Below are 20,548 nucleotides of genomic sequence, written 5' to 3' on the forward strand. Positions count from 1 at the left end.
GAAGATATTCCGCCACCCGATTGTCCTGTGACCCGGCTCGCATAGGTGGAACATGTTCTAGATTGGGTGGTATGGCGTTCACCATCGATCACACCCGCGAGATCGCAGCCCCGCCCGCGCTCGTCTGGCAGGCGCTCACCGACTTCGCCGCCTACGGGCAGTGGAACCCCTTCGCCGTCGAGGCGACCTGTGACCTGAGGCCCGGCGGCGCGATCACGATGCGGGTGGCCCTGCTCCCGCCGACGGTGATGACGCAGAAGGAGTACATCGTCTCCGTCGACGAGGGCCGCGGGTTCGCGTACGCCATGAAGCCCGCACCCGCGGGGCTGCTGCGCAGCATCCGCGAGCAGGACATCGTCGACCTCGGGAGCGGCAGATCGCGCTACACGTCGCACTTCCAGCTCGACGGCCCGCTCTCGCCCGTCGTCGGCGCGCTTCTCGGCGGTCACTTGCGCCGCGGCTTCGACGGCAACGTCGACGGGCTCGTCCGGCAGGCGGAGAAGCTCGCCGGCTGAGCCGCCGCGCGGGTCAGCCGGCGCCGTCCATCCGGAAGCCGATCTTCAGCGTCACCTGGGTGTGCGCGACTGCGCCGTCCTCGATGTAGCCGCGGGTGGAGACCACCTCGAACCACTCCAGGTTCCGCATCGTCTGCGCGGCGCGGTCGACCGCGTTCGCGACGGCTGCGTCGTACCCCTCGGGGGAGGTGCCGACGACTTCGATCACTCGGTACACGTTGTTCGTCATAGGTTCCATACTCCGCTTCCCGAGCGCCCGGGGCGGCGGAACGGCGAGGTCGCTAGCGCGCGCGGACGCGGCGGGTGAACCGCGCCGTGGCACGGGCGACCACCTGGTCGTCGGAGTCGGTGACCCGGATGACGAAGATGTCCTCCTTGGGGAGCCGGTCGCCGATGCTCGCCTCCGCGCGGAGGGCGTCGCCGAGCCGGGTGGGGCGCAGGTAGTCGATGTGGATCGCGCTGGCGACCCCGGTGTGCTCGTCGTCGTTCGCCGCAGCCGCGACCGCGGTTCCGACGAGCGCGAAGACGAAGGCGCCGTGGGTGGTCTCGTGCGGGTTCAGGTGGTCCTCGCGGACCGTCGCCGTCGATACCGCGCGGCCGCCGCCGTGTCCGGTCACCTCGATCCCGAGAAACTGCGCGTACCGATCCACGGGCTGCGGGGTGCTCATCGTTCCATCATCGCCGATCGCGTATCACCGCGCGCGCAGGCCCTTCGGCGTCCGCGCGAAACCGGCGGTCGCGAGCGCGCCGGCGAGGGGCGAGGTGAGGGCGGGGGCACCGTCGACCTTCTCGACGGTGAGGCCACCGAGACCCGGCGCGGCGTTCGCCAGGGCGGTGAGAGCGACGTCCGGCGCATCGGTGAAGGTGAGCAGCGTGCGGCCGCCGCGCTCGACGAAGAGGGCCAGCGCACCGTCGACCAGCACCACCAGGGCGCCCGCCTTGCGGCCCGGGCGCGCGCCCTCGTCGCCGCGGTCGGGCCAGGGGAGCGCCGCGCCGTACGGATTCGCGGGATCGGTGGCGGCCAGAACCAGGCCGGAGGTCTCGCCTCGCTGCTCCGTGCGCTCGAGAGCGGACGCCGCGTCGCGCAGCGCGTCGACGGTGCCGCCACGGGCGAACTGGGCCGCGCCCAGCCGCTCGATGAAGTAGCCGCGGCGCGCCTTGCCGGCCTCCTCGAACGCCGCCAGGGTGCGATAGATCCGGGCGAAGCCGCCCTCGATGTGCTCGGCCATCACCGCGCCGCGGGTCACCACTCCGTACCGTTCCAAGAGTTGTTCGGCGAGCGCGGCGGACTGCTCCGTCGCGCTCGCCTCCGCCGGTGCGGGCGGCAGCGACCACCGCCCGGCAACCATCGGCGGGGCCTGGTCCGCCGCGACGCGGTAGCGGGCCCGCGGCGCACGACGGGGGGTGCGGTGCGCGGTCGCGCGACGGCCGCCCGCGAGCCGCGCCCGCACCGGCGCGAAGGTGTCGCCGGTGAGCCGGCCCGCCCACACCAGGTCCCACAGCGCCTCCGGGGTGGCACCGGTGAGTTGGCGGTAGAAGAACGCGCCGCCACCGCGGACCGCGTCCTCGATCGCTTCGTGCGCGTCCGCGGTCTCGAGCGCGCCGGGCGGCGGCAGGGTGAGCGGCGCGAGATCCGCGGGATGGAAGGCGATCCAGCCGTCCTGCGCGCCGATCGCGCCGTGCCCGGTCCACACCACCTCTCCGGTGCCGGTGAGCTCGTCGAGCATGGCGGGCGAGTAGTCGGCGACGCGCTGCGGCAGCACCACGGACTCCCACGCCGAGGCGGGGATCGGCACCCCCGCGAGCTGATCGATCACGGCGGCGACGCCGTCGATGCCGCGCAGCGGAGCCGCGAGGTGGTGCCAGCCGGCGAGGAAGTGGGCGTAGGCGCGCCCGGGCACCGGGTCCACGTCCTGCCGGAGCCGCGCGAGGCTGCGCTGCCGGATGCGTCGCAGCACCTCGGCATCGCAGAACTGCGGGACCCCGTCGACGCCCGCGTCCGCGCCGTCCGGCACGAAGCGGCCCTCGATCACCCGCCGCGCCGAGACCGACTCGGTGAGCGGGCGCTGCACCACCGCGACACCCAGGCCGTACCGCGCCGCGACGTCGGCCGCGGTGAACGGGCCGTGCCGGCGGGCGTACCGCGCGACCAGGTCGCCCACGGGGTCCGGCACCGCGTCCGTGAAGGCCGACGCGATCCCCGGCTGCAGCGGCACCCCCAGTCCGTCGCGCAGCCGTGCCGCGTCCTCGACGGCGGCGATCCACCCGTCGCCGTACGCGAAGACGCGGCCGGCCGCGAGCAACTCGTCGACGGCGGACGGCGCGCCCTCCGACCGCTCGCCGATCTCCGCCCGGGTCAGCGGGCCCAGCTCGCGGATCAGGTCGGCCACCTGCTCGACGGTGCGTGCGCGGTAGCCGGGCGCGGTGCGCTGGAGCTGCGCCGCGATCTCCCGCAGGATCTCCGCATCGAGCAACTCGGTGAGCTCGACCCGGCCCAGCAACTGGGAGAGCACCGCCGGGTCCAGGCTGAGGACCGCTGCGCGGCGCTCCGCGAGCGGCGCGTCCCCCTCGTACATGAACGCCCCGACGTAGCTGAACAGCAGCGAGGCCGCGAAGGGCGACGGCGCGACCGTCTCCACCTCCGCCAGCCGGACGGTGCGGGACTCGAGCGCGCGGTGCACGGCGATGAGTTCGGGCACGTCGTAGACGTCCTGCAGGCACTCGCGGACGGCCTCGAGCACGATGGGGAACTGCGGGTAGCCGCGAGCCACCTCGAGCAGCTGGCTCGCGCGCTGGCGCTGCTGCCACAGCGGGGCCCGCTTACCGGGAACGCGGCGAGGAAGCAGGAGGGCGCGGGCGGCGCACTCGCGGAACCGGGACGCGAACAGCGCGCTGGAGCCGACGGCGTCGGTGACCAGCGCCTCGATGTCGTCCGGCTCGAACCGGAAGAGCTCGGCGCCGGGCGGGGTGTCGTCGGTGTCGGGCAGGCGGACGAGGATCCCGTCGTCGGTGGCGGTCACCGCGCCGGAGAGCCCCAGGGTGGCGTTCAGGCGCGACCCGACGGCGAGGGCCCACGGCGCGTGCACCTTCATTCCCAGCGGCGAGTGCAGCGCGACGCGCCAGTCGCCGAGTTCGTCGCGGAAGCGCTCCACCACGAGGGTGCGGTCGGTGGGGAGCACGCCCGTGGCCTGCTGCTGCTCGTCGAGCAGCGCGATGAGGTTGTCGGTGGCCCAGTCGCCGAGGCCCACTGCCTGCGCCCGCGCGCGCTGCTCGGGCTCGGCCAGCGCGGTGAACTCGCGGGTGAACCTCCCGATGGCGCGACCCAACTCGGCGGGGCGGCCGACGGTGTCGCCGATCCAGAAGGGCAGCCGGCCGGGCTGGCCGAAGGCGGGGGAGACCAGCACGCGGTCGTGCGTGATCTCCTCGATCCGCCAGCTGGTGGCGCCGAGCGCGAAGACATCGCCCACGCGGGACTCGTAGACCATCTCCTCATCCAGCTCGCCCACGCGGGAGGCCTTCTCGCCCACCATGAAGACGCCGAACAGGCCGCGGTCCGGGATGGCGCCGCCGGAGGTGACGGCCAGTCGCCCGGCGCCGGGGCGACCGGTCAGTGTTCCGGCGTCGCGGTCCCAGACGACGCGCGGGCGCAGCTCGCCGAAGTCCTCCGCGGGATACCGGCCGGAGATCAGGTCGAGTACCGCCTCGTACGCCGAATCCGGGAGCGCGGCATAGGGGTGCGCCCGCCGCACCAGGGACAGCCAGTCGTGCACGTCGAGTACGTCCATCGCCGCGGCGGCGACGGTCTGCTGTGCCAGCACGTCGAGCGGGTTGCGGGGTACGACGAGCTTCTCGATCGCGCCCTCGCGCATGCGCTGCACGGTGACGGTGCTGTGCAGCAGGTCGGTGCGATGCTTGGGGAAGAAAGCGCCGCGGCTGGGCTCGCCCACCTGGTGCCCGGCGCGGCCCACGCGCTGCAAGCCGGCGGCCACCGAGGGCGGGGCCTCCACCTGGATCACCAGGTCGACCGCGCCCATGTCGATCCCGAGCTCCAGGCTGGACGTGGCGACCACGCAGCGGAGCCGGCCGGATTTCAGGTCGTCCTCAATGATCGCGCGTTGCTCCTTGCTCACCGAGCCGTGGTGCGCCCGTGCGAGGACCGCTTCGGCCCCGTGCGTCTGGCCGCTGGCCAGCACCTGCGCGGGAGAGCCGCCGGGGACGGCAGGGTTCGGCGGCCCGCCGTGGGAGCCCGCGGCGAGCTCGTTGATCCGTGCCGTCAGCCGCTCCGCGAGGCGGCGTGAGTTGGCGAAGACGATCGTGGAGCGGTGCTGCTCGATGAGCTCCACGATGGACGACTCCACGTGCGGCCACAGCGAACCCTGCTGTGCCGGCTCGTCCGGGTCGTCCGAGACCACGTCGAGCTCAGTCATGTCCGGGACCGGCACGGTGACGGTGAGCTCGAACTCCTTCTGCGCGGGCGGGCGCACCACCGTAGCGGGGCGCGACCCGCCGAGGAAGGCCGCGACCTCGTGCGCGGGCTCGACGGTGGCGGACAGCCCTATCCGCTGGGCCGGCTCGTCCAGCAGCTCGTCGAGCCGCTCGAGTGAGAGTGCGAGGTGCGTGCCGCGCTTGGAACCGGCGACGGCGTGCACCTCGTCGACGATGACCGTGCTCACCTGCGCGAGTGTTTCGCGGGCCTGCGAGGTGAGCATGAGGAACAGCGACTCGGGTGTGGTGATGAGGATGTCCGGCGGCGTCCGGACGAGCTGCCGCCGCTGCTGGGCGGGCGTGTCCCCGGATCGCACGCCGACGGTGACCGCGGGCGCGGGCTCGCCGCGCCGTTCGCGGACCCGGGCGATCCCGGCGAGCGGCGCGCGCAGGTTGCGCTCCACGTCCACCGCGAGCGCCTTGAGCGGGGAGACGTAGAGGACGGAGGTGCCGCGCGGACCGTCGGACTCCTGCGGTGCCGGGCGGTCCGCGAGCCGGTCCAGGGCCCAGAGGAACGCCGAGAGGGTCTTGCCCGAGCCCGTGGGGGCCACGACCAGCGTGTTGTTCCCCTGTGCGATCGAGCGCCAGGCCCCGGTCTGCGCCGCGGTGGGGGCGGCGAAGGACGCGGCGAACCATTCGGCGGTGGCGGGCGTGAACGCCCGGAGGGCGTCCGGCATGGGTCCATCATGACGCAGCCGTCCGACAGGTCGCGGGACCGAGCGGCGGGCCCGTCCGGGGTCACGTACCGGCGACACGCCCCGCTCCGTTGTTGTCTGTGTGACTCATGTGATTCATGATGTTCAGGAGGCACGGACTAAGGAGCAGGAATGACTACGTACGACTCGTCGAACAGCCACCGTCGCGCCTGGTTCCGAGGTGTCGTCGCCGCGGCGGCCATCGCCGTCGGCATCAGCGGCGCCGTGACCGCCGTCGCCAAGGCCGACCAGCAGGTGGGTCGTTTCCTCGTCAAGGGGCAGATCGAGGTGTCCTACTTCGCGACCGGCGGGGCTCCCACCTGGGGCGTGCCCTTGATTCCCGAGTCCAACGCCGGTCGGGGTGGCAAGTTCCAGACCTTCGCGAACCAGGCGTCCTTCTACTGGCATCCTGGTGCCGACGCCGGCAATGCCCACCAGGTGGGCGGCGCCATCCGCGCGAAGTGGGGCGAGAACCGCTGGGAGAACGGACCGCTCGGCTATCCCATCACCGACGAGCTGCGGGCGCGCGGCCCGTTCAACGCCGTCACCGGCGCGATGAACGCCTTCCAGGGCGGCGTGATCTACTGGTCGCCCGCGTCCGGCGCCTGGCCGGTGTGGGGCGAGATCCTGGTGAAGTGGAGTGCGGACAAGCGCGAGTCCGGCCGCTACGGCTATCCCACCGGGCCCGAGATCCGCACCGGCAGCACGTTCTCCCAGACCTTCCAGCGCGGCGTGATCACCTGGCCGTGACGGCCAGTGCGGCCCGTCAGTGACGGGCCGCGAGGTGCCGTTCGGTGGCCGCGGTCAGCTCGTCGAGCAGGGCGGTCAGCTCGGCGGAGCGGCGGTCGATCGGGGCGAAGGCTCCGGCGCCGTCGAAGTCGGTGAACAGGCCCAGGCTGACCTGCGCGCGGACGTCGACCATGGAGAAGTTGGCGGTGATCTGGCGCCAGTGCTCCACGGCGCGGACGCCGCCGTCGGCACCGTAGGCGACGAAGCCCACCGTCTTGCCGGCCCACTCCGGGCCGATCGAGTCGAAGGCGTTCTTGAAGGCGCCGGGGATCGAGTGGTTGTACTCGGGGGTGACGAAGACGAAGCCGTCCTGCGCGTCGATGGCCTGGCCCCACGCGGTGACCGCGGCGTTGTCGTACTGACGGTTCGCCGCGCCCGGCACGGTGGCGGAGGTGAGCAGCGGGACCTCGAAATCCTTGAGGTCGATCACGCTGGCCTCGACGCCCGCGCGCTCCGCGGCCGCCGCGGCGACCCACTGGCCGACCTGCTCGGCCTTGCGGCCGTCGCGGATGGAGCCGAGGATGATGCCGATCTTCATGCGAGTCCTTTCGGGGTGGGTTCGCGCCCGCTCGGGCGTGGCCCCCACCGTAGTCGAGCGGACCGCGGTCCGCTAGGCGTGCGGTCGGTCTGGACATCCCCGCGGCGACGCGATGGGGGACTTCGACGGCCTCGACGTCCGGACCCTGAACCCGTTCGCCTGATGGCGGGCACAATCGGTCCCATGGCAGACGATCCGGTTCTCGAGCAGGTCGGTCCGCGGCTCCGCGCGATCCGGCAGGAGCGCGACATCACCCTGACCGCGGTCGCGGAGGCCACGGGCATCTCGGTGAGCACGCTCTCGCGGTTGGAGGGCGGCACCCGCAAGCCGACGCTCGAATTGTTGCTGCCGCTCGCGCGCACCTACGGGCTGCCGCTCGACGAGCTCGTCGACGCGCCCGAGACCGGCGATCCGCGCGTGCGGCTCAAGCCGGTGCGGCACGGCGACCGCACCATCGTGCCGCTCACCCGGCGAGCCGGCGGGCTGCGCACCTTCAAGGAGGTCATCCGGCCTCGCCCGGGCGACGGTGTCGCGCCCACGCCCGTCTCGCACCCCGGCTATCACTGGGTGTACGTCCTCGACGGGAGGTTGCGTCTGATCCTGGGCGAGAGGGAGATGGTGGTCACGCCGGGCGAGGTGATCGAGTTCGACACCCGGCTCCCGCACTGGTTCGGCAGCGCCGACGGGCGGCCCGTCGAGTATCTGGGCATCTACGGCCCGCAGGGCGAGCGTGCCCACCACGTACTGGGGGAGTAGCGCGTCAGTCGCTGTTCAGGCCGGTGGCTTTGCGGAGGTGACTCACGCCGGGGAGCTTGTTCACGCCGCGCTGCACGTCGCTGAGTTTGTTGGTCACGTCGACCAACGGCGGAAGCACGGCGTCCAGCGTGTTCAGGGCCGGGTCGGCGACGGCCGTCAGCCGCTCGACCCGGTCGATGACGTTGTTGGCGCGCTCGATCATGTCCGCCATCGCGAGCATCACCTTCGGGAGCTCCGCGATCAGCTCGATGGTGTCGGGCGGGATCGTGCTGAGCTTGCCGACACTGGTGACCGTGCGGCCGGTGTTGTCCATGGCCTTGCCGGCGGCGGACCGCACCGAGTCGACGAGGTCGTTGACCGATTCGCTGATGCTGGGTGGGGCCTTCGGGGGCTCCGGCTTCTTCGCCATGTGTCGATCATCGCCCGTCACGGCGTCCTGCCGTGGGCTTTTCGCGCCGTACGCTCCGCTCGGTATCCGGCTCGCGCAGAGAATGTTCGATGAACGATAACATCTCGAAAACTTGTCGGTGGGTCGGCGTAGCGTCAGGGTATGGACGAAGACGCAGGTGTAGACGACGATCGACCACCCGATCCGGGATCCGCCGACGGCGCGGCCGAGCGGTTGCGTTCGATGGAACGGCAACGCTGTCGGACGGTGTTCGAACAGTACCGGTTAGCGGTGGCGTTGCTGCGGGAGCGGGTGTGCGAGCGGATCGCGGCCGGGTTGCCGCAGGACCGCTGGCAGCAGGGCGTCGCCGCGGAGGTCGGGTTGGCGTTGCACCTGTCGCCGCACACGGGCGCGAAGTTCCTGGCGCGGGCGGTGGAGTTGGAGAAGAACCTGCCGCACACCCTTGCCCGGCTGCGCGAGGGTGACCTGTCTCCGGAGGCTGTCCCGGTGATCGTCGCCGGCCTGTCGCACCTGGACGTGTCGGATCGGCGTCGGGCCGACGAGCAGCTGTGCTCCGACCCGGCGACGCTCGCGGGCATGGGGCTCAAGCAGCTCGCCGCCCGGGTGAAGCAAGTCGCGTACGCGCTGGACGGGCGGGCCACGGTCGATCGGGACGCCTCCGCGGAGAAGGATCGGACGGTCACCATCCGCCCGCTACCCGAGGGGATGGCGCGGGTGTCGCTGCTACTGCCGGTCGCGCAGGGCGTCGGCGTCTACGCCGCGCTGCGCAGGCACGCCGACACCGTGGTCGGGGTCGCCGGGGACCTGCGCACCCGCGGGCAGGTCATGGCCGACACCGCCTTCGCCCGCCTCACCGGCCGCGACTCCGCCGAGGGCCAGCCGGTGCTGGTGAACCTGACGATGCCCGCGACGGTGCTCCTCGGTGACCGGCCCGGGACGGCGCACCTGGACGGTGGCGGGACGGTGCCGGCGGAGATCGCCCGCAACCTCATCGGCAAAGCCACCGCCGCAGGCGTCGCCTGGGTCAAGCGGCTCTACCTCGCACCCGAGTCGGGTGCGGTGGTCGGGATGGACTCGCGGGCGCGGTTCTTCCCCGACGGGCTGGCGGAGATGATCCGAGCGCCGGATCGGTACTGCCGCACCCCGTACTGCGATGCGCCGATCGCGCACACCGATCACGTGGTTCCGCACGCGGCGGGCGGCCCCACCAGCTACGAGAACGGTCAGGGGCTGTGCGCGGCATGCAACTACGCCAAGGAAGCCACCGGCTGGCACAGCACAGTCATCGACGACCCGAGCGGACGCCACACCGTCGACACCCGAACCCCGAGCGGGCATGTCCACCGGTCCACAGCTCCGGGACAGGCGGCCTAGAGAGACGCGCCGAACCGCTCGACAGCGGCACGCGCGGTGCGCAGCCCCTCGCTATCCGGCCCGTCGACGGTGATCTCCCCGGACGGAAGGAGGGTCACCTCGCCGATCGAGTCGCCGGTGGTGTTCACGCGCACGGCCCAGGTGTAGGCCTCGTCGGCGTGCCAGGCGTCGGGGCGCAGCTCCGTGAGGTACCACGCCCCGACATTCAGGCCGACGGGATCCATTCCGGATTCGCCCCGATCAGGCCTCGTCGGACTTGATCTCGAGCAGCACGGTTCCCTGCGTGACGGCGGTGCCGGGCTCGACGGCCACGCCGGTGACGACGCCGTCCTTGTGCGCGGCGACCGGGTTCTCCATCTTCATGGCCTCGAGCACGACGACGAGGTCGCCGGCGCTGACCTGCTGGCCGTCCTCGACGGCCACCTTGACGACGGTGCCCTGCATGGGCGCGGTCACGGAGTCGCCCGTGGCGGCCACCCCGGCCCCGCGGTCGCGGGTGCGCGGCTTCGGCTTGCGGCGGATCACGCCCGCGCCGCCGGCCGCGCCGGCCCCGCCGCCACCGCCGAGCGAGAGCTCACCGGGCAGCGACACCTCGACGCGGCGACCGTCGACGACGACCACGACGTTCTGGCGCGGCAGCGAATCGTCCTCCTCGATGGCCTGGCCACCGGTGTACGGCTCGATCGGGTTCTCCCAGTCGGTCTCGATCCACTTGGTGTAGACCTCGAAGCCGTTCTCGTCGCCCACGAAGGCGGGGTTCTCGACGATGTGACGATGGAACGGGATGACGGTCGCCAGGCCCTCGACCTCGAACTCGGCGAGCGCGCGCCGCGAGCGCTCCAGCGCCTCCTGGCGCGTCGCGCCGGTCACGATGAGCTTGGCGAGCATCGAGTCGAACTGGCCGCCGATGACGTCACCCTGGTCCACGCCGGAGTCGACGCGCACGCCGGGGCCCGTGGGCTCGCGGTACACGCTGATCGGGCCGGGGGCGGGCAGGAAGCCGCGGCCGGCGTCCTCGCCGTTGATGCGGAACTCGAAGCTGTGGCCACGGGGAGTGGGATCCTCCGTGATCGTCAGCTTCTTGCCCTCGGCGATGCGGAACTGCTGGCGCACGAGGTCGATACCCGCGGTCTCCTCGGTGACCGGGTGCTCGACCTGCAGGCGGGTGTTGACCTCGAGGAAGCTGACGAGGCCGTCGGCGGCGACGAGGAACTCGACGGTGCCGGCGCCGTAGTAGCCCGCCTCACGGCAGATGCGCTTGGCGGACTCGTGGATGGCGGTGCGCTGCTCCTCGGTGAGGAACGGCGCGGGCGCCTCCTCGACGAGCTTCTGGAAGCGGCGCTGCAGCGAGCAGTCACGCGTGCCGGCGACCACGACGTTGCCGTGCTGGTCGGCGATGACCTGCGCCTCGACGTGGCGGGCCTTGTCCAGGTAGCGCTCGACGAAGCACTCACCGCGACCGAAGGCGGCGACGGCCTCACGGGTCGCCGACTCGAACAGCTCGGGGATCTCCTCGATGGTGTACGCGACCTTCATTCCGCGGCCGCCGCCGCCGAACGCCGCCTTGATGGCGACGGGCACGCCGTACTCCTGCGCGAACGCGACGACCTCGTCGGCGTCCTTGACCGGATCCTTGGTGCCGGGCGCCATCGGGGCCTCGGCGCGCTCGGCGATGTGCCGCGCCGTGACCTTGTCGCCCAGGTCGCGGATCGATGCGGGGGACGGGCCGATCCAGGTCAGGCCCGCGTCGATGACGGCCTGCGCGAAGTCGGCATTCTCGGACAGGAAGCCGTAGCCGGGGTGGATCGCATCGGCGCCGGACTTGCGGGCGGCGTCGAGGATCTTGTCGAAGACGAGGTAGGACTCGGCCGAGGTCTGGCCGCCGAGGGCGAAGGCCTCGGCGGCGAGGCGGACGAACTTCGCCTCGGCGTCGGGCTCGGCGTACACGGCGACGCTGGTCAGGCCGGCGTCCCGGGCGGCGCGGATGACGCGGACGGCGATCTCGCCGCGGTTGGCGATGAGTACCTTCTCGATCTTCTTGTCAGCGTGGGCTGCCACTCAAGTCTCCTCGTTCCGTTGCGGCGCGCATGGCGGCGCCCTTACCGTCCCGTCCGGGCACGAACTCCTGACGAGTGTATGCCTACTCACTTGTGGCGGAGCTGACAGTCCCCTCGCCGGTTCGGTTACCCACGAGTAACCGTCGCGTCGCCGATTTCGGTCAACAACGAACGTAGCGCGCCGAGGTACAGAGTGACACTCCGGCGTGCCGTGTCGAAGCCGGGGAAGCGCGCCGCCACGTGCAATCCGGACGGCGTGCGCAGCATCCAGAGGTAGACGTCGTCGATCGAGTAGTCGCGCGAGCGCAGCGCCCCGGCACCGCCCGCGTCGTTGACGTCGGACCCGGGGGCGGACCGCGTGTCCATGAAGGACACCACGAACCGCGGCGGCGGCGCCTGCGAGCGGCCCGGCTCATCGGCGAGCACCTCGCCGATGCGCAGGTAGGGCAGGGTGCTGCCGACCTTCGAGTGCTTCCACGCCGCCTGCGAGCGTTGCGCCAGCTCGCCGAACGTGCGGGTGCCCGTGGTGTCCAGGCGGAAGGGCGCGACGCCGACGAACCAGCCCAGCGCCGCGATCCACTGCTCGGCGTCGCGGGTGTGTCGGGTGACGGCGCACCGGAAGACCGGGCCGAAGCCCAGGTCGGTGTTGATCTTCGCCATGCACGCGAGCACGCCCGTCACCAGCGATGCCCCCGATTCCGAGCACACGCGGGTGAAGTTGTTGCACCGGTCGTCGTCGAGCAGGTGGAAGTTCAGGGCGCCCTGCACCAGGCGGGGCACCCCGTCGGGGTCGGGGCTCAGGGCCGCCCGCGTCTCGTCGGCGAGCATCTTCGCGCTGACCGGCAGCAGCGGTAGGGGGAACGGGTCGGGCTTGAAGCCGGTCTCGCTCAGGTACTCGTCCCACATGCGCGCGGCCGGGTGGCTGGCATCGGCCCGGTCCGCCGACTGCCGATCGGTGTCCGAGTAGTTGACGTAGCTGCCCGCGGGCAGCAGCTTCGGCGGCTCGCCGTGCACGGCCTCGCGGTAGAAGGCGCGCAGCTCGTAGGGGCTGAGGATGAGGGAGTAGCCGTCGAGCAGCGAGTGGTCCGCGGCGAAGAACAGGGTGAACGAATCGTCCCGCGAGACCGTCGAGAACAGGTACGCGGGCCAGGTCAGCGGGGCCGTCGATCGGTCGAATTCACCCAGCAGCTGTTCGGCGAGGGGGCCGGTGGACCGGTACGTGCCGATCGCCTTGATCCTCAGGTCGACGGTGGCGGTCTGCGCGCTGCGCCGCCGCGGGCGGTCGTCCTCGAGGAAGACGTGCGTGCGCAGCACCTCGTGCCGGTCGATCCACGCGCGCAGAGCGCTGCGCAGGCCCGGGATGGACAGCGGCTCGTCGAATTCGACGGCGAGGCCGAGCCAGGACTCGCGGCCGCCGTCGATGTGCCGGCGGCGGAGCACCGCCTGCGCGCCCCGCAGGTGCGCCTCGTGCACGTGCGAGGTGTCCCGCGGGTCGTCGTGCCAGCGGGCGGCCGGGCCCGTGGTCGGGATCCAGTTGCGCAGTTCACCCGGGCGCAGCGGGTACGCATCGAGTTCGGTGAAGTGCACGGCGGGCTCGCTGGAAGGGACCCGGCTACGCGGCGAGCCGGCGCTTGATGCGGGCGAGCATCGCCGACATGCCGCGCAGGCGCAGCGGGCTGACCACGGCATCGAGGCCGAGGGCGTGGTGGAAGTCCTCGGGCACGGCGAGGATCGCCGCGGCCGGCTGCCCGTCGAGCCCCTGCGCGAGGATCGACGCGAAGCCGCGGGTGGTCGGCGCCTCGGGCGGGGCGCTGAAGTACAGCAGGACCGCCTCGGGGTCGGCGGCATCGACGTCGAGGAACAGCGGGGATTGGCACTCCGGCACCGGCTCCATCGCCGCCGCCGTCAGGTGATCGGGCAACGCGGGGAGCTCCCGCGAGAACTCCAGCAGCAGTTCGAGCCGGTCCTGCTCACCGACCCCGGCGAAGTCGTCGACGATCTCCTGGAGCGGCGCGGGAAGGCCGGCCGTCATGCGCCCGGAACCGTGCCCGGCTCCTCGCCGCGGACGATGGGGGCGCGCACGGTGTTGCCCCACTCCGTCCAGGAGCCGTCGTAATTGCGCACGTCCGCGAAGCCGAGAAGGTGGGTGAGCACGAACCAGGTGTGGCTCGACCGCTCGCCGATGCGGCAGTACGCCGTCACGGGCGCCTTCGGGTCCAGGCCGCCGTACACCTCGAGGAGGTCTGCATGGGGGAGGAACCGGCCGTCCTGCCGGGCCGCCTTCGCCCACGGGATGGACACCGCCGTGGGGATGTGGCCGCCGCGCAGGGCGCCCTCGTCCGGGTAGTCGGGCATGTGGGTGCGCTCGCCGGTGTACTCCTGCGGCGACCGCACGTCGACGAGGGCGCGCGTGCCGATGTCGGCGCGGACCTCGTCGGCGAAGGCACGGATCACCGAGTCATCGCGCTCGACCACGGGGTAGTCGCTGCGCGGGTACTCCGGCTGTTCCAGGGAGACGTCGCGCGCGTCGCTGATCCACTTGTCGCGGCCGCCGTCGAGCAGCCGCACGTCCGGGTGCCCGAAGAGGGTGAAGACCCACAGCGCGTAGGCGGCCCACCAGTTCGACTTGTCGCCGTAGATCACGACGGTGTCGTCCCGGCTGATGCCCTTGGCGCGCATCAGTTCCGCGAACTGCTCGCCGGTGATGTAGTCGCGCGTCACCGGATCGTTCAGGTGCAGGTGCCAGTCCACCTTCTGCGCCGTCGGGATGTGCCCGATGTCGTAGAGGAGCACGTCCTCGTCGGACTCGATCACCTTCAGGCCGGGGACCCCCAGGTGCCCGCTCAGCCAGTCCGCGGTGACGAGGCGCTCGGGGTGTGCGTAGTCCTGCAGTTCCGCGCTCGGATCGGTCTCGATAGCCACGTCCGCCAGCCTAGCCGCCGCGCCGCCCGGCCGCGTCGCGGCGACCCCGGTCGGCGCGGGTTCGGGCGCTCAGTGGTGGGCGTGCTCGGGGACCGACCGGTCGATCACGCCGCGCAGGTCCGCGGCCGACGCGAGGTTGCTCGCGACGAACAGCGAGGTCTCGGCCTCGGTGCCCGTCCACCCGACGTAGAGGTACGGCGGCCGCGGCGGCGCGATCCGGCCGGGCAGCGCGGACCATGCCAGGCGGAACCAGGTGCGGTCCGCGGGGGTGCCGTCGGGCGCGCGCACCGGCGCGGGCAGGGCACCGACGCCGGCGCAGGTGGTGACCGGGTGCGCCGGATCCGGCGGCGCGTCGATGAGCGCGGCCAGGGTACGGCGCGGCAGCAGGGTCAGCAGCGGGCCGAAGGCGTCGTAGCGCCCGGCGTCCGGGAGTGCGCCCAGCACGGCCTTGACGTCCGCGCGCAGGGCCGCCACGCCCTCGGGGCCCGGCGCCGGATCGACGGGGAGCTCGGCGTCGACGATCGCATTGCCCCGCAGGTCGCCGTCCTCGCGCCGGTTCACGGACAGGCCGAGGACGGCCCGCCCGTCGGGCCGCACCCAGCCGAGGCCGGCGGCGATCCGTGCGGCGGCCTGGACCAGCAGGGTCGACTCGGTGCCGCCGGCCGCGGCCGCCCGCGCCCCGAGCGCCGTGCGGTCGAGGTGCGCGACGGCCCAGCGGTCGGGCCCGACGGGGTGCGCCGGCGCGGGGCCCGTCGACCCGCCGCCGTCGTGCTCGAGGCGTCCCCGCGCGAGGCGGGTGGCCGTCGCCGCGGCCCGCACCGCGGCCGGCAGCTCCCGGGCGGCCCGGGCGGCGTCGCGACGGGCGGCGCGGAGGGGGGCCGCCGCCTCGCGCGGATAGGGCAGGTCGCGGGTAACGCCCAGCGCGGCCTCCGCGACGGCGGTCGCGGTGCCCACCCCGTCGGCGAGGACGTGCGAGACCACCAGGGTCACCGCGGACCCCCCGTCGGTCAGGGGCAGCACCCCGAGGTGCCACCCCGGCCCCGACCAGGGATCGATCGGCGCGGCGGCGCGTTCGTCGAGCCAGTCGTCGATCGCCGTGCGGGGCCGCGGTGCGGCCTCGACGGCGACCCGCGGCGCCGCGGTGGTGGCCACCCAGCGATCCCGGCCGAAGGGCAGCGGCGAGTGGGCGATCCGGCGGCCCAGCAGGCCGCTGGTGAGCGCGTCGCGGAAGCGGTCGAGACCGGCGAGCGCGACGCCGTCGTCGTAGATCCAGGTCACCTGGATGAGCGAGTTACGGCCGGTCGCGCGGGTGCCCGAGGCCGCGCCCTGGTCGACGAAGGCCAGCAGATCGGGCGTCACGCGGCGGCTCCCGCCCCGATGAGGCCGGAGGCGATCCGGTCCCGGATGCGGCGGGCGGCGTCGGGCGCGAGGGTGCCCGGCGCGTGCCGCAGCTCGATCGACAACCGGCCGTCGAAGGTGAGCGCGTGATGGTGCAGGCCGACCAGCGGCGCCAGCGCCTCGGGCGGCGCGTGCCGCACCAGGGCCCGGACCCGCTCGATGTCGACCTCGGAGCTCGTGTGGAAGTCGAGCGCCGTGACACCGTCCGGGGTCGACGGGGCCGGGATCGCCCCGATGTTGCTCAGCCGCACGGGGACCCCGCCGGTGACGGTCACCGGGGCGGCGCCCGCCAGCGCCGCGGCGACGGTGCCGTCGGCGAGGTCGGCGCGCAGCCCCGCGAGGACCGCGCGGCCGATGTCCTCGGGGGGCGTGTCGCCGCGCACGGCGACCGGCACCGTCGACGACCCCGCGAAGTTGGTGACCGCGGCCGCCGGGACGGCGGGCTCGGCGCGGGCCCGCAGGTCGACGGGGCTGAAGACCGCGAGCGGCACGGGCTCGTCCGCGGGACGGTCGAGCTCGGCGCGCTCGGCGGCGACGATGATCCCGGCGAGGAGCCCGTGCACGCTCAGGCCCGCCTCCTTGGCGCGCCGGCGCACCGCCTCGGTCGCCCCGGCATCGAGCCGGATCCGGTCGAAGGCGAAGTCGCCGGCGTCGACGTCGGCCGGGGAGGGCACCGTCGCGGTGGAAACGACGTCGACGACGGACGGCGCGGGCGGCGCTCCCGCCGCGAGGCGGTCCGCCAGCTCGGTCGGGGCGGCGGGGAGCCCGGCCGGCGCGGCGGCCTCCGCGCCGGAGTACAGCTCCCACAGGCGCAGATTCAGGAACAGGGCGTGGGCCCCGTCGGCGACGGCGTGGCTCACCCCGAGCGTGACGCGGTGCAGGTCCCCGTCGGAGACGAGCTGCACCGCCGCGATCGCCGCGTCGGCGTCGACGCCGAGCCGCACGTCGCCGGGCGCGAAGGCGCGCAGCTCGACCTGGATCGGCGCGGTGGCCTCGTCGGGCCCGGCGTCGGGCGCGATCAGGTCGAAGCCGTGGTCGTGCGCCTCGATCCGGCCCGCGAGCACGGGGTGTTCGCGGCGGAGGTCGGCGTACGCGCGGGCCAGGCGGCCCGCGTCCATCGGGCCGCGGACGGTGAAGCTGCCGCTCGAGGTGGTCCCCGTGAGCACGTAGGGGATCTCGAGCGGGGTCAGGGCGCGTCGGGACATCTCACACCTCCAGTCCGGCGAGGGAGGCCACGTCGGCGGCGTCGAAGTCGACGGTGTCCGGCGCCCGCACCGCCGCGACGGTCCGCACGTTCACGCCGTCGTCCTCGGCGATCGATTCGATGATCGTCGCCGCGCGGCGGGCGGGGATGTCGCCGAGGTCGATCAGCGACGCGATGCGCTGCGCGCGGCGGCGGGTGGCCGGATCGAGCAGTAGGTCGAACGCCGTGTGCAGGCGCTCGGCCGTGACACTGCGCATCGGCAGGCAGGCCCCGATCCCGAGGTCGGTGACCCGCGCCCCCCAGAAGGGCTGGTCCGCGAGCACGGGGCAGATGAGCGTGGGCAGGCCGGCGCGCAGCGACGCGGCGGTGGTGCCGGCCCCGCCGTGGTGGACGGCGGCGGCGCAGTGCGGCAGCACCTCGGCGTGCACCACCTCGTCGACGACCCGGACGTGGTCGCCGAGGTCGGCTCCCACCAGATCGCTCCAGCCGGCGACGATCAGGCCGCGGCGTCCCCGCTCCGCGCAGACCCGGGCGAACGTGCGCGCCATACCGTCCGGGTCGGCGATGCGCATGCTGCCGAAGCCCCAGTAGATCGGGGCGTCGCCGTCCGCGAGCCACGCCATGAGATCGGCGTCCGTGCGCTTCTGCTCGCCCTGGCGCAGCCAGGCGTCCGCGGGCACCTCGAGGAAGCCGAGCATCGGCCGGGTGCGGCTGAACTCGGGGACCAGGTCCGGGGTCAGGGCGGGATCGTAGAGCTGCAGGTCGACGATCTCGTCGGCGTCGCGGTTCTTCGCGCGCCGCGACCGGTACGGCGCCTCGCCGACCGACATCCGGTGGAAGTTCACCGCCGCCCGCACGTGGGTCCAGGTGAAGGAATCGCCGAGGGCCCACGTCGCGCGCTTGACCATCCGCGGCGACCGGGACAGGACATCGCTGGTCAGACCTGCGGGGGTGTACTGCGTCATCGGGTAGACGCTGTTGGTGGTGCCGGGGAAGAACCGGTAGCTGATGATCGTCGCGCCGCTGCGACGGGTGATGGGCAGCGCGAAATCCACGGCGTCCGAGTGCGTCAGCACCACGTCGGCGTCGCGGCACGCGACCTCGGTCTCGCGGGAGATGGTCGCGATGTTGCGCACCAGCCAGCGACCGTAGGCCCGCATCCGCTCGACCGGCCGGTGGATGACGTCGCGGTAGTCGTCGTCGTAGTCGGGCACGAAGTCGTTGAGCCGGTGCGCCGCCAGGCCCGCCGAACGGATGAGGCGCACCAGCGGATCGCCCATCGCGGCGATGGTCACGTCGTGCCCACGGGCGCGGAGCGCCAGCCCGATCGCGATCGTCGGCTGGACATCGCCGCGGCTCCCCATGGCGAGGATGCAGACCTTCATGTCAATTCGTCCTTTCGACGGTCGGGAGGAGCTCGGTCCGGGACGCCCGGTCGGGCGCCTCGTCGGCGCTGCCGGCGAGTGCGGCCCGGACGGGGCGCAGGAGCAGCAGGGTGAGCGGCAGCACCGGGACGGCGACCAGCAGGGGGATGACCTGGCACGCGACGACCGCGTAGTCGATCGGCAGGCTCACCGCCGCCGTGAGCGAGGCGGCGGTGCTGACGGCGACGGCGGCGAGCCAGAGGGGATCGACGACGCCGATCGCCCGGACGCACCGGCGTTCGGTGCGGACGCTGTGGTTCCACCGCTGGGCCCGCGCGGCGTCGCCGCGCACGGTCAGCCGCATCATCAGCGTCGCGACGGCCCGCCGGCGCAGCACCAGCCCGGCGGCGATGGCGACGGCCATGAGCGCGCCGATCGCCGTCTCCACCAGGAGGATCACGCGGGGGCTGCCCGTGATCGCGGCCGCGGTGATCGACGACGCGAGGAGGGTGAGGGTGAACAGCTCGAGCGGGTCGACCGCGCGGCGCACCAGCGAGCGGGTCAGGATCCGGAGCGCGACCAGGGTGGTACCGGTGACGAGGGCGATCAGCTGACCCACACCGAACAGGTAGCGCAGCGCGAAGTACACGCCCAGCTGCAGCCCGACGTCGACGAGCAGCGCCACCGGCGGGGCGGGCGGCGACTCGGTATCGGCGAGAGGGACCGTCATGCGGCGGCGCCGATCTCGAGCAGCGCGTGCGCACCGTCGGTGATGCGGTCGAGGAGTCGCAGGCGAGTCTCCGCATCGAGCGTGCCGGGCAGGGCGCGCAGCTCGATCGAGAGGCGCCCGCCGAAGGTGGAGACGAGATAGGAGGTGCCGATCGGCGCGGCCGGGGCGCCGGGCCCGGTGTGGCCGGCGGCGTACTCGCGAAGACCGCCGGCGCTGCGGATGATCTGCGCGTGGAAGTCGAGGACCTCGAGCCCGGCGGGCACGTCGGGCTCCGCGACGGGGCCGAGGTTGCTGATGAGGACGGGCGGGCCGTGGCGGCGGGTCCGCGGGTCGGGCATCGGGCTCACGGCGGTCCGCAGGACGGTGCCGTCGCGCACGTCCGCGCGGATCCTCTCGGCCACCGTCCGGGCGATCTCGGGGGTGGGGGCGTCGCCGACGGCGACGTAGGAGAAGCCGCAGAGCGCGGTCACCGATCGCAGCGGGATCGGCGGCGTGATCCGGGCGCGGAAGTCGACCGGAGTCAGCAGGGCCACCGTCGCGTTCTCGGCGCACTCGGCGAGCTCGGCGCGGGCGATGAGGCCGCTGACCAGCGCGTGCGAGGAGACGTCGTGGCCGCGGGCGGCGGCCTCCAGCGCCGTGGTCTCGCCGGCCGTGAACCGGGCCCGCAGCACGTCGTCGACGTCGGGGCCGGGATCGTCCGGGAACTCCGCCGGTACCGCGCCGTGCCAGACGGTGCCTGCCAGCCGCTCCTCGTAGTCGAGCTCCTCCGGGAGGTGCCCGCGCGCCGCCATCACCAGGTGCGGCTCGGCCGGGAAATCCTTGGCGCGCCGGATGATCGGAGTCGCGCCGCTCGCCAGTGCGGTGTACAGCTCGAACAGCCGGGCGGCGATCGCGACGATGCCGGAGCCGTCCGTCGCGGCGTGACTGGCCCACAGGGTGAGCCGGTGCCGCTCGCCGATCCCGATGAGCGAGAGTGCCGCCAACTGCTCGGAGCCGACGAACCACGGCGGCGCCTGCTCGTACCCGGTCCACGGGGCGGTGCTCTCGTGGAAGCCGATCGCCGAGGCCACGGCGGCGTCGCCCGGCGCGAAGTGGGGGCGGCCGGCGATCTCCACGATCCGCGCCGCGAGCACGGGGTACTCCTCCAGCAGGGCGGTGAAGGCCGACCGGAGCGCGGTGCCGTCGACGACGCCCCGCAGCTCGAACGACGTGCCGATCACCTCGCGCGAGGTCGGCCGCACGAACGAGGCCTCGGAGAAGGTGAGTGCGCGGTGGTACTGCATGTGCGGCTCCTGTTCTGGACGGGTGGCGG

19 protein-coding genes are annotated in these 20,548 nt (G+C 73.2%); 4 read left to right on the forward strand and 15 right to left on the reverse strand.

Annotated elements, in window-relative coordinates; genetic code table 11:
- Positions 1-71: 71 nt before the first annotated feature.
- The gene (locus FK529_RS12235; protein WP_146561469.1) at positions 72-515 is read left to right on the forward strand and encodes an SRPBCC domain-containing protein; all 444 of its coding nucleotides are present in this window, start codon (positions 72-74) and stop codon (positions 513-515) included.
- Positions 516-528: 13 nt separating this feature from the next.
- On the opposite strand, the gene FK529_RS12240 is transcribed toward FK529_RS12235, so the two are convergent.
- The 3 genes from FK529_RS12240 to FK529_RS12250 are packed head-to-tail and all read right to left on the reverse strand — an operon-like array spanning position 529 to position 5,677.
- The gene (locus FK529_RS12240) at positions 529-744 is read right to left on the reverse strand and encodes a dodecin (RefSeq protein WP_146561471.1); all 216 of its coding nucleotides are present in this window, start codon (positions 742-744) and stop codon (positions 529-531) included.
- A gap of 52 nt (positions 745-796) precedes the next feature.
- Positions 797-1,183, reverse strand: a complete 387-nt coding sequence (locus FK529_RS12245) for a PaaI family thioesterase (protein ID WP_146561473.1) — start codon at positions 1,181-1,183, stop codon at positions 797-799.
- Positions 1,184-1,207: 24 nt separating this feature from the next.
- Positions 1,208-5,677 carry an ATP-dependent helicase gene (locus tag FK529_RS12250; protein WP_146561475.1) on the reverse strand — a complete coding sequence of 1,490 codons (4,470 nt, stop codon included), beginning with the start codon at positions 5,675-5,677 and terminating at the stop codon, positions 1,208-1,210.
- Between the two features lie 150 nt (positions 5,678-5,827).
- On the opposite strand from FK529_RS12250, the gene FK529_RS12255 reads away from it, so the two are divergent.
- Positions 5,828-6,445, forward strand: coding sequence for an LGFP repeat-containing protein (locus tag FK529_RS12255; protein WP_146561477.1), 618 nt, complete (start codon positions 5,828-5,830; stop codon positions 6,443-6,445).
- Positions 6,446-6,461: 16 nt separating this feature from the next.
- Here FK529_RS12255 and FK529_RS12260 read toward each other — a convergent pair whose 3' ends face one another.
- Positions 6,462-7,022 (reverse strand): NADPH-dependent FMN reductase, encoded by a 561-nt coding sequence (locus FK529_RS12260; RefSeq protein ID WP_146561479.1) that lies wholly within the window; start codon positions 7,020-7,022, stop codon positions 6,462-6,464.
- A gap of 183 nt (positions 7,023-7,205) precedes the next feature.
- Here FK529_RS12260 and FK529_RS12265 point away from each other — a divergent pair, with 183 nt between their 5' ends.
- A complete protein-coding gene (locus tag FK529_RS12265; RefSeq protein ID WP_146561482.1) occupies positions 7,206-7,778 on the forward strand; it encodes a helix-turn-helix domain-containing protein in 573 nt (190 codons plus the stop codon).
- Between the two features lie 4 nt (positions 7,779-7,782).
- Here the strand turns inward: FK529_RS12265 and FK529_RS12270 are convergent, their stop codons facing one another.
- Positions 7,783-8,187: a hypothetical protein gene (locus FK529_RS12270; RefSeq protein ID WP_146561483.1), complete on the reverse strand. Its 405-nt coding sequence runs from the start codon at positions 8,185-8,187 to the stop codon at positions 7,783-7,785.
- 141 nt (positions 8,188-8,328) lie between these two features.
- Here FK529_RS12270 and FK529_RS12275 point away from each other — a divergent pair, with 141 nt between their 5' ends.
- Complete coding sequence (locus FK529_RS12275) at positions 8,329-9,561, forward strand: HNH endonuclease (protein WP_146561485.1); 1,233 nt, start codon at positions 8,329-8,331, stop codon at positions 9,559-9,561.
- Here FK529_RS12275 and FK529_RS12280 read toward each other — a convergent pair.
- From FK529_RS12280 to FK529_RS12325, 10 genes are all read right to left on the reverse strand, one after another.
- The gene (locus FK529_RS12280) at positions 9,558-9,785 is read right to left on the reverse strand and encodes a hypothetical protein (protein WP_146561487.1); all 228 of its coding nucleotides are present in this window, start codon (positions 9,783-9,785) and stop codon (positions 9,558-9,560) included. The genes FK529_RS12275 and FK529_RS12280 overlap by 4 nt on opposite strands.
- A 16-nt stretch (positions 9,786-9,801) precedes the next feature.
- Entirely contained in the window at positions 9,802-11,619 is a 1,818-nt protein-coding gene (locus tag FK529_RS12285) for an acetyl/propionyl/methylcrotonyl-CoA carboxylase subunit alpha (RefSeq protein ID WP_146561489.1), read from the reverse strand.
- Between the two features lie 125 nt (positions 11,620-11,744).
- A complete protein-coding gene (locus tag FK529_RS12290; RefSeq protein WP_158635109.1) occupies positions 11,745-13,205 on the reverse strand; it encodes a condensation domain-containing protein in 1,461 nt (486 codons plus the stop codon).
- Between the two features lie 25 nt (positions 13,206-13,230).
- Positions 13,231-13,650: a SufE family protein gene (locus tag FK529_RS12295; RefSeq protein WP_146561493.1), complete on the reverse strand. Its 420-nt coding sequence runs from the start codon at positions 13,648-13,650 to the stop codon at positions 13,231-13,233.
- On the reverse strand, positions 13,647-14,540 hold the full coding sequence (locus tag FK529_RS12300) for a sulfurtransferase (protein WP_146561495.1): 894 nt from the start codon (positions 14,538-14,540) through the stop codon (positions 13,647-13,649). The genes FK529_RS12295 and FK529_RS12300 overlap by 4 nt, the downstream gene beginning before the upstream one ends.
- 69 nt (positions 14,541-14,609) lie before the next feature.
- Positions 14,610-15,899 (reverse strand): hypothetical protein, encoded by a 1,290-nt coding sequence (locus tag FK529_RS12305; RefSeq protein ID WP_146561497.1) that lies wholly within the window; start codon positions 15,897-15,899, stop codon positions 14,610-14,612.
- Positions 15,896-17,143 carry a phthiocerol/phthiodiolone dimycocerosyl transferase family protein gene (locus tag FK529_RS12310; RefSeq protein ID WP_146561499.1) on the reverse strand — a complete coding sequence of 416 codons (1,248 nt, stop codon included), beginning with the start codon at positions 17,141-17,143 and terminating at the stop codon, positions 15,896-15,898. Before FK529_RS12310 ends, FK529_RS12305 begins: the two co-directional genes overlap by 4 nt.
- Position 17,144: 1 nt before the next feature.
- Positions 17,145-18,527: a glycosyltransferase gene (locus tag FK529_RS12315; protein ID WP_146561501.1), complete on the reverse strand. Its 1,383-nt coding sequence runs from the start codon at positions 18,525-18,527 to the stop codon at positions 17,145-17,147.
- Between the two features lies 1 nt (position 18,528).
- The gene (locus tag FK529_RS12320; RefSeq protein ID WP_231703053.1) at positions 18,529-19,236 is read right to left on the reverse strand and encodes a VC0807 family protein; all 708 of its coding nucleotides are present in this window, start codon (positions 19,234-19,236) and stop codon (positions 18,529-18,531) included.
- Positions 19,233-20,519: a phthiocerol/phthiodiolone dimycocerosyl transferase family protein gene (locus FK529_RS12325; protein ID WP_146561504.1), complete on the reverse strand. Its 1,287-nt coding sequence runs from the start codon at positions 20,517-20,519 to the stop codon at positions 19,233-19,235. Before FK529_RS12325 ends, FK529_RS12320 begins: the two co-directional genes overlap by 4 nt.
- Positions 20,520-20,548 lie beyond the last annotated feature (29 nt).

Origin of the sequence: Tsukamurella asaccharolytica, assembly GCF_007858435.1 — a bacterium.
Classification (GTDB): Bacteria; Actinomycetota; Actinomycetes; order Mycobacteriales; family Mycobacteriaceae; genus Tsukamurella; species Tsukamurella asaccharolytica.

Bases quoted from the DNA above. Each gene is read 5' to 3' on its own strand.
- FK529_RS12235 (WP_146561469.1), top strand. From the start codon at position 72: ATGGCGTTCACCATCGATCACACCCGCGAGATCGCAGCCCCGCCCGCG.
- FK529_RS12240 (WP_146561471.1), bottom strand. From the start codon at position 744: ATGACGAACAACGTGTACCGAGTGATCGAAGTCGTCGGCACCTCCCCC.
- FK529_RS12245 (WP_146561473.1), bottom strand. From the start codon at position 1,183: ATGAGCACCCCGCAGCCCGTGGATCGGTACGCGCAGTTTCTCGGGATC.
- FK529_RS12250 (WP_146561475.1), bottom strand. From the start codon at position 5,677: ATGCCGGACGCCCTCCGGGCGTTCACGCCCGCCACCGCCGAATGGTTC.
- FK529_RS12255 (WP_146561477.1), top strand. From the start codon at position 5,828: ATGACTACGTACGACTCGTCGAACAGCCACCGTCGCGCCTGGTTCCGA.
- FK529_RS12260 (WP_146561479.1), bottom strand. From the start codon at position 7,022: ATGAAGATCGGCATCATCCTCGGCTCCATCCGCGACGGCCGCAAGGCC.
- FK529_RS12265 (WP_146561482.1), top strand. From the start codon at position 7,206: ATGGCAGACGATCCGGTTCTCGAGCAGGTCGGTCCGCGGCTCCGCGCG.
- FK529_RS12270 (WP_146561483.1), bottom strand. From the start codon at position 8,187: ATGGCGAAGAAGCCGGAGCCCCCGAAGGCCCCACCCAGCATCAGCGAA.
- FK529_RS12275 (WP_146561485.1), top strand. From the start codon at position 8,329: ATGGACGAAGACGCAGGTGTAGACGACGATCGACCACCCGATCCGGGA.
- FK529_RS12280 (WP_146561487.1), bottom strand. From the start codon at position 9,785: ATGGATCCCGTCGGCCTGAATGTCGGGGCGTGGTACCTCACGGAGCTG.
- FK529_RS12295 (WP_146561493.1), bottom strand. From the start codon at position 13,650: ATGACGGCCGGCCTTCCCGCGCCGCTCCAGGAGATCGTCGACGACTTC.
- FK529_RS12310 (WP_146561499.1), bottom strand. From the start codon at position 17,143: ATGTCCCGACGCGCCCTGACCCCGCTCGAGATCCCCTACGTGCTCACG.
- FK529_RS12315 (WP_146561501.1), bottom strand. From the start codon at position 18,527: ATGAAGGTCTGCATCCTCGCCATGGGGAGCCGCGGCGATGTCCAGCCG.
- FK529_RS12320 (WP_231703053.1), bottom strand. From the start codon at position 19,236: ATGACGGTCCCTCTCGCCGATACCGAGTCGCCGCCCGCCCCGCCGGTG.
- FK529_RS12325 (WP_146561504.1), bottom strand. From the start codon at position 20,519: ATGCAGTACCACCGCGCACTCACCTTCTCCGAGGCCTCGTTCGTGCGG.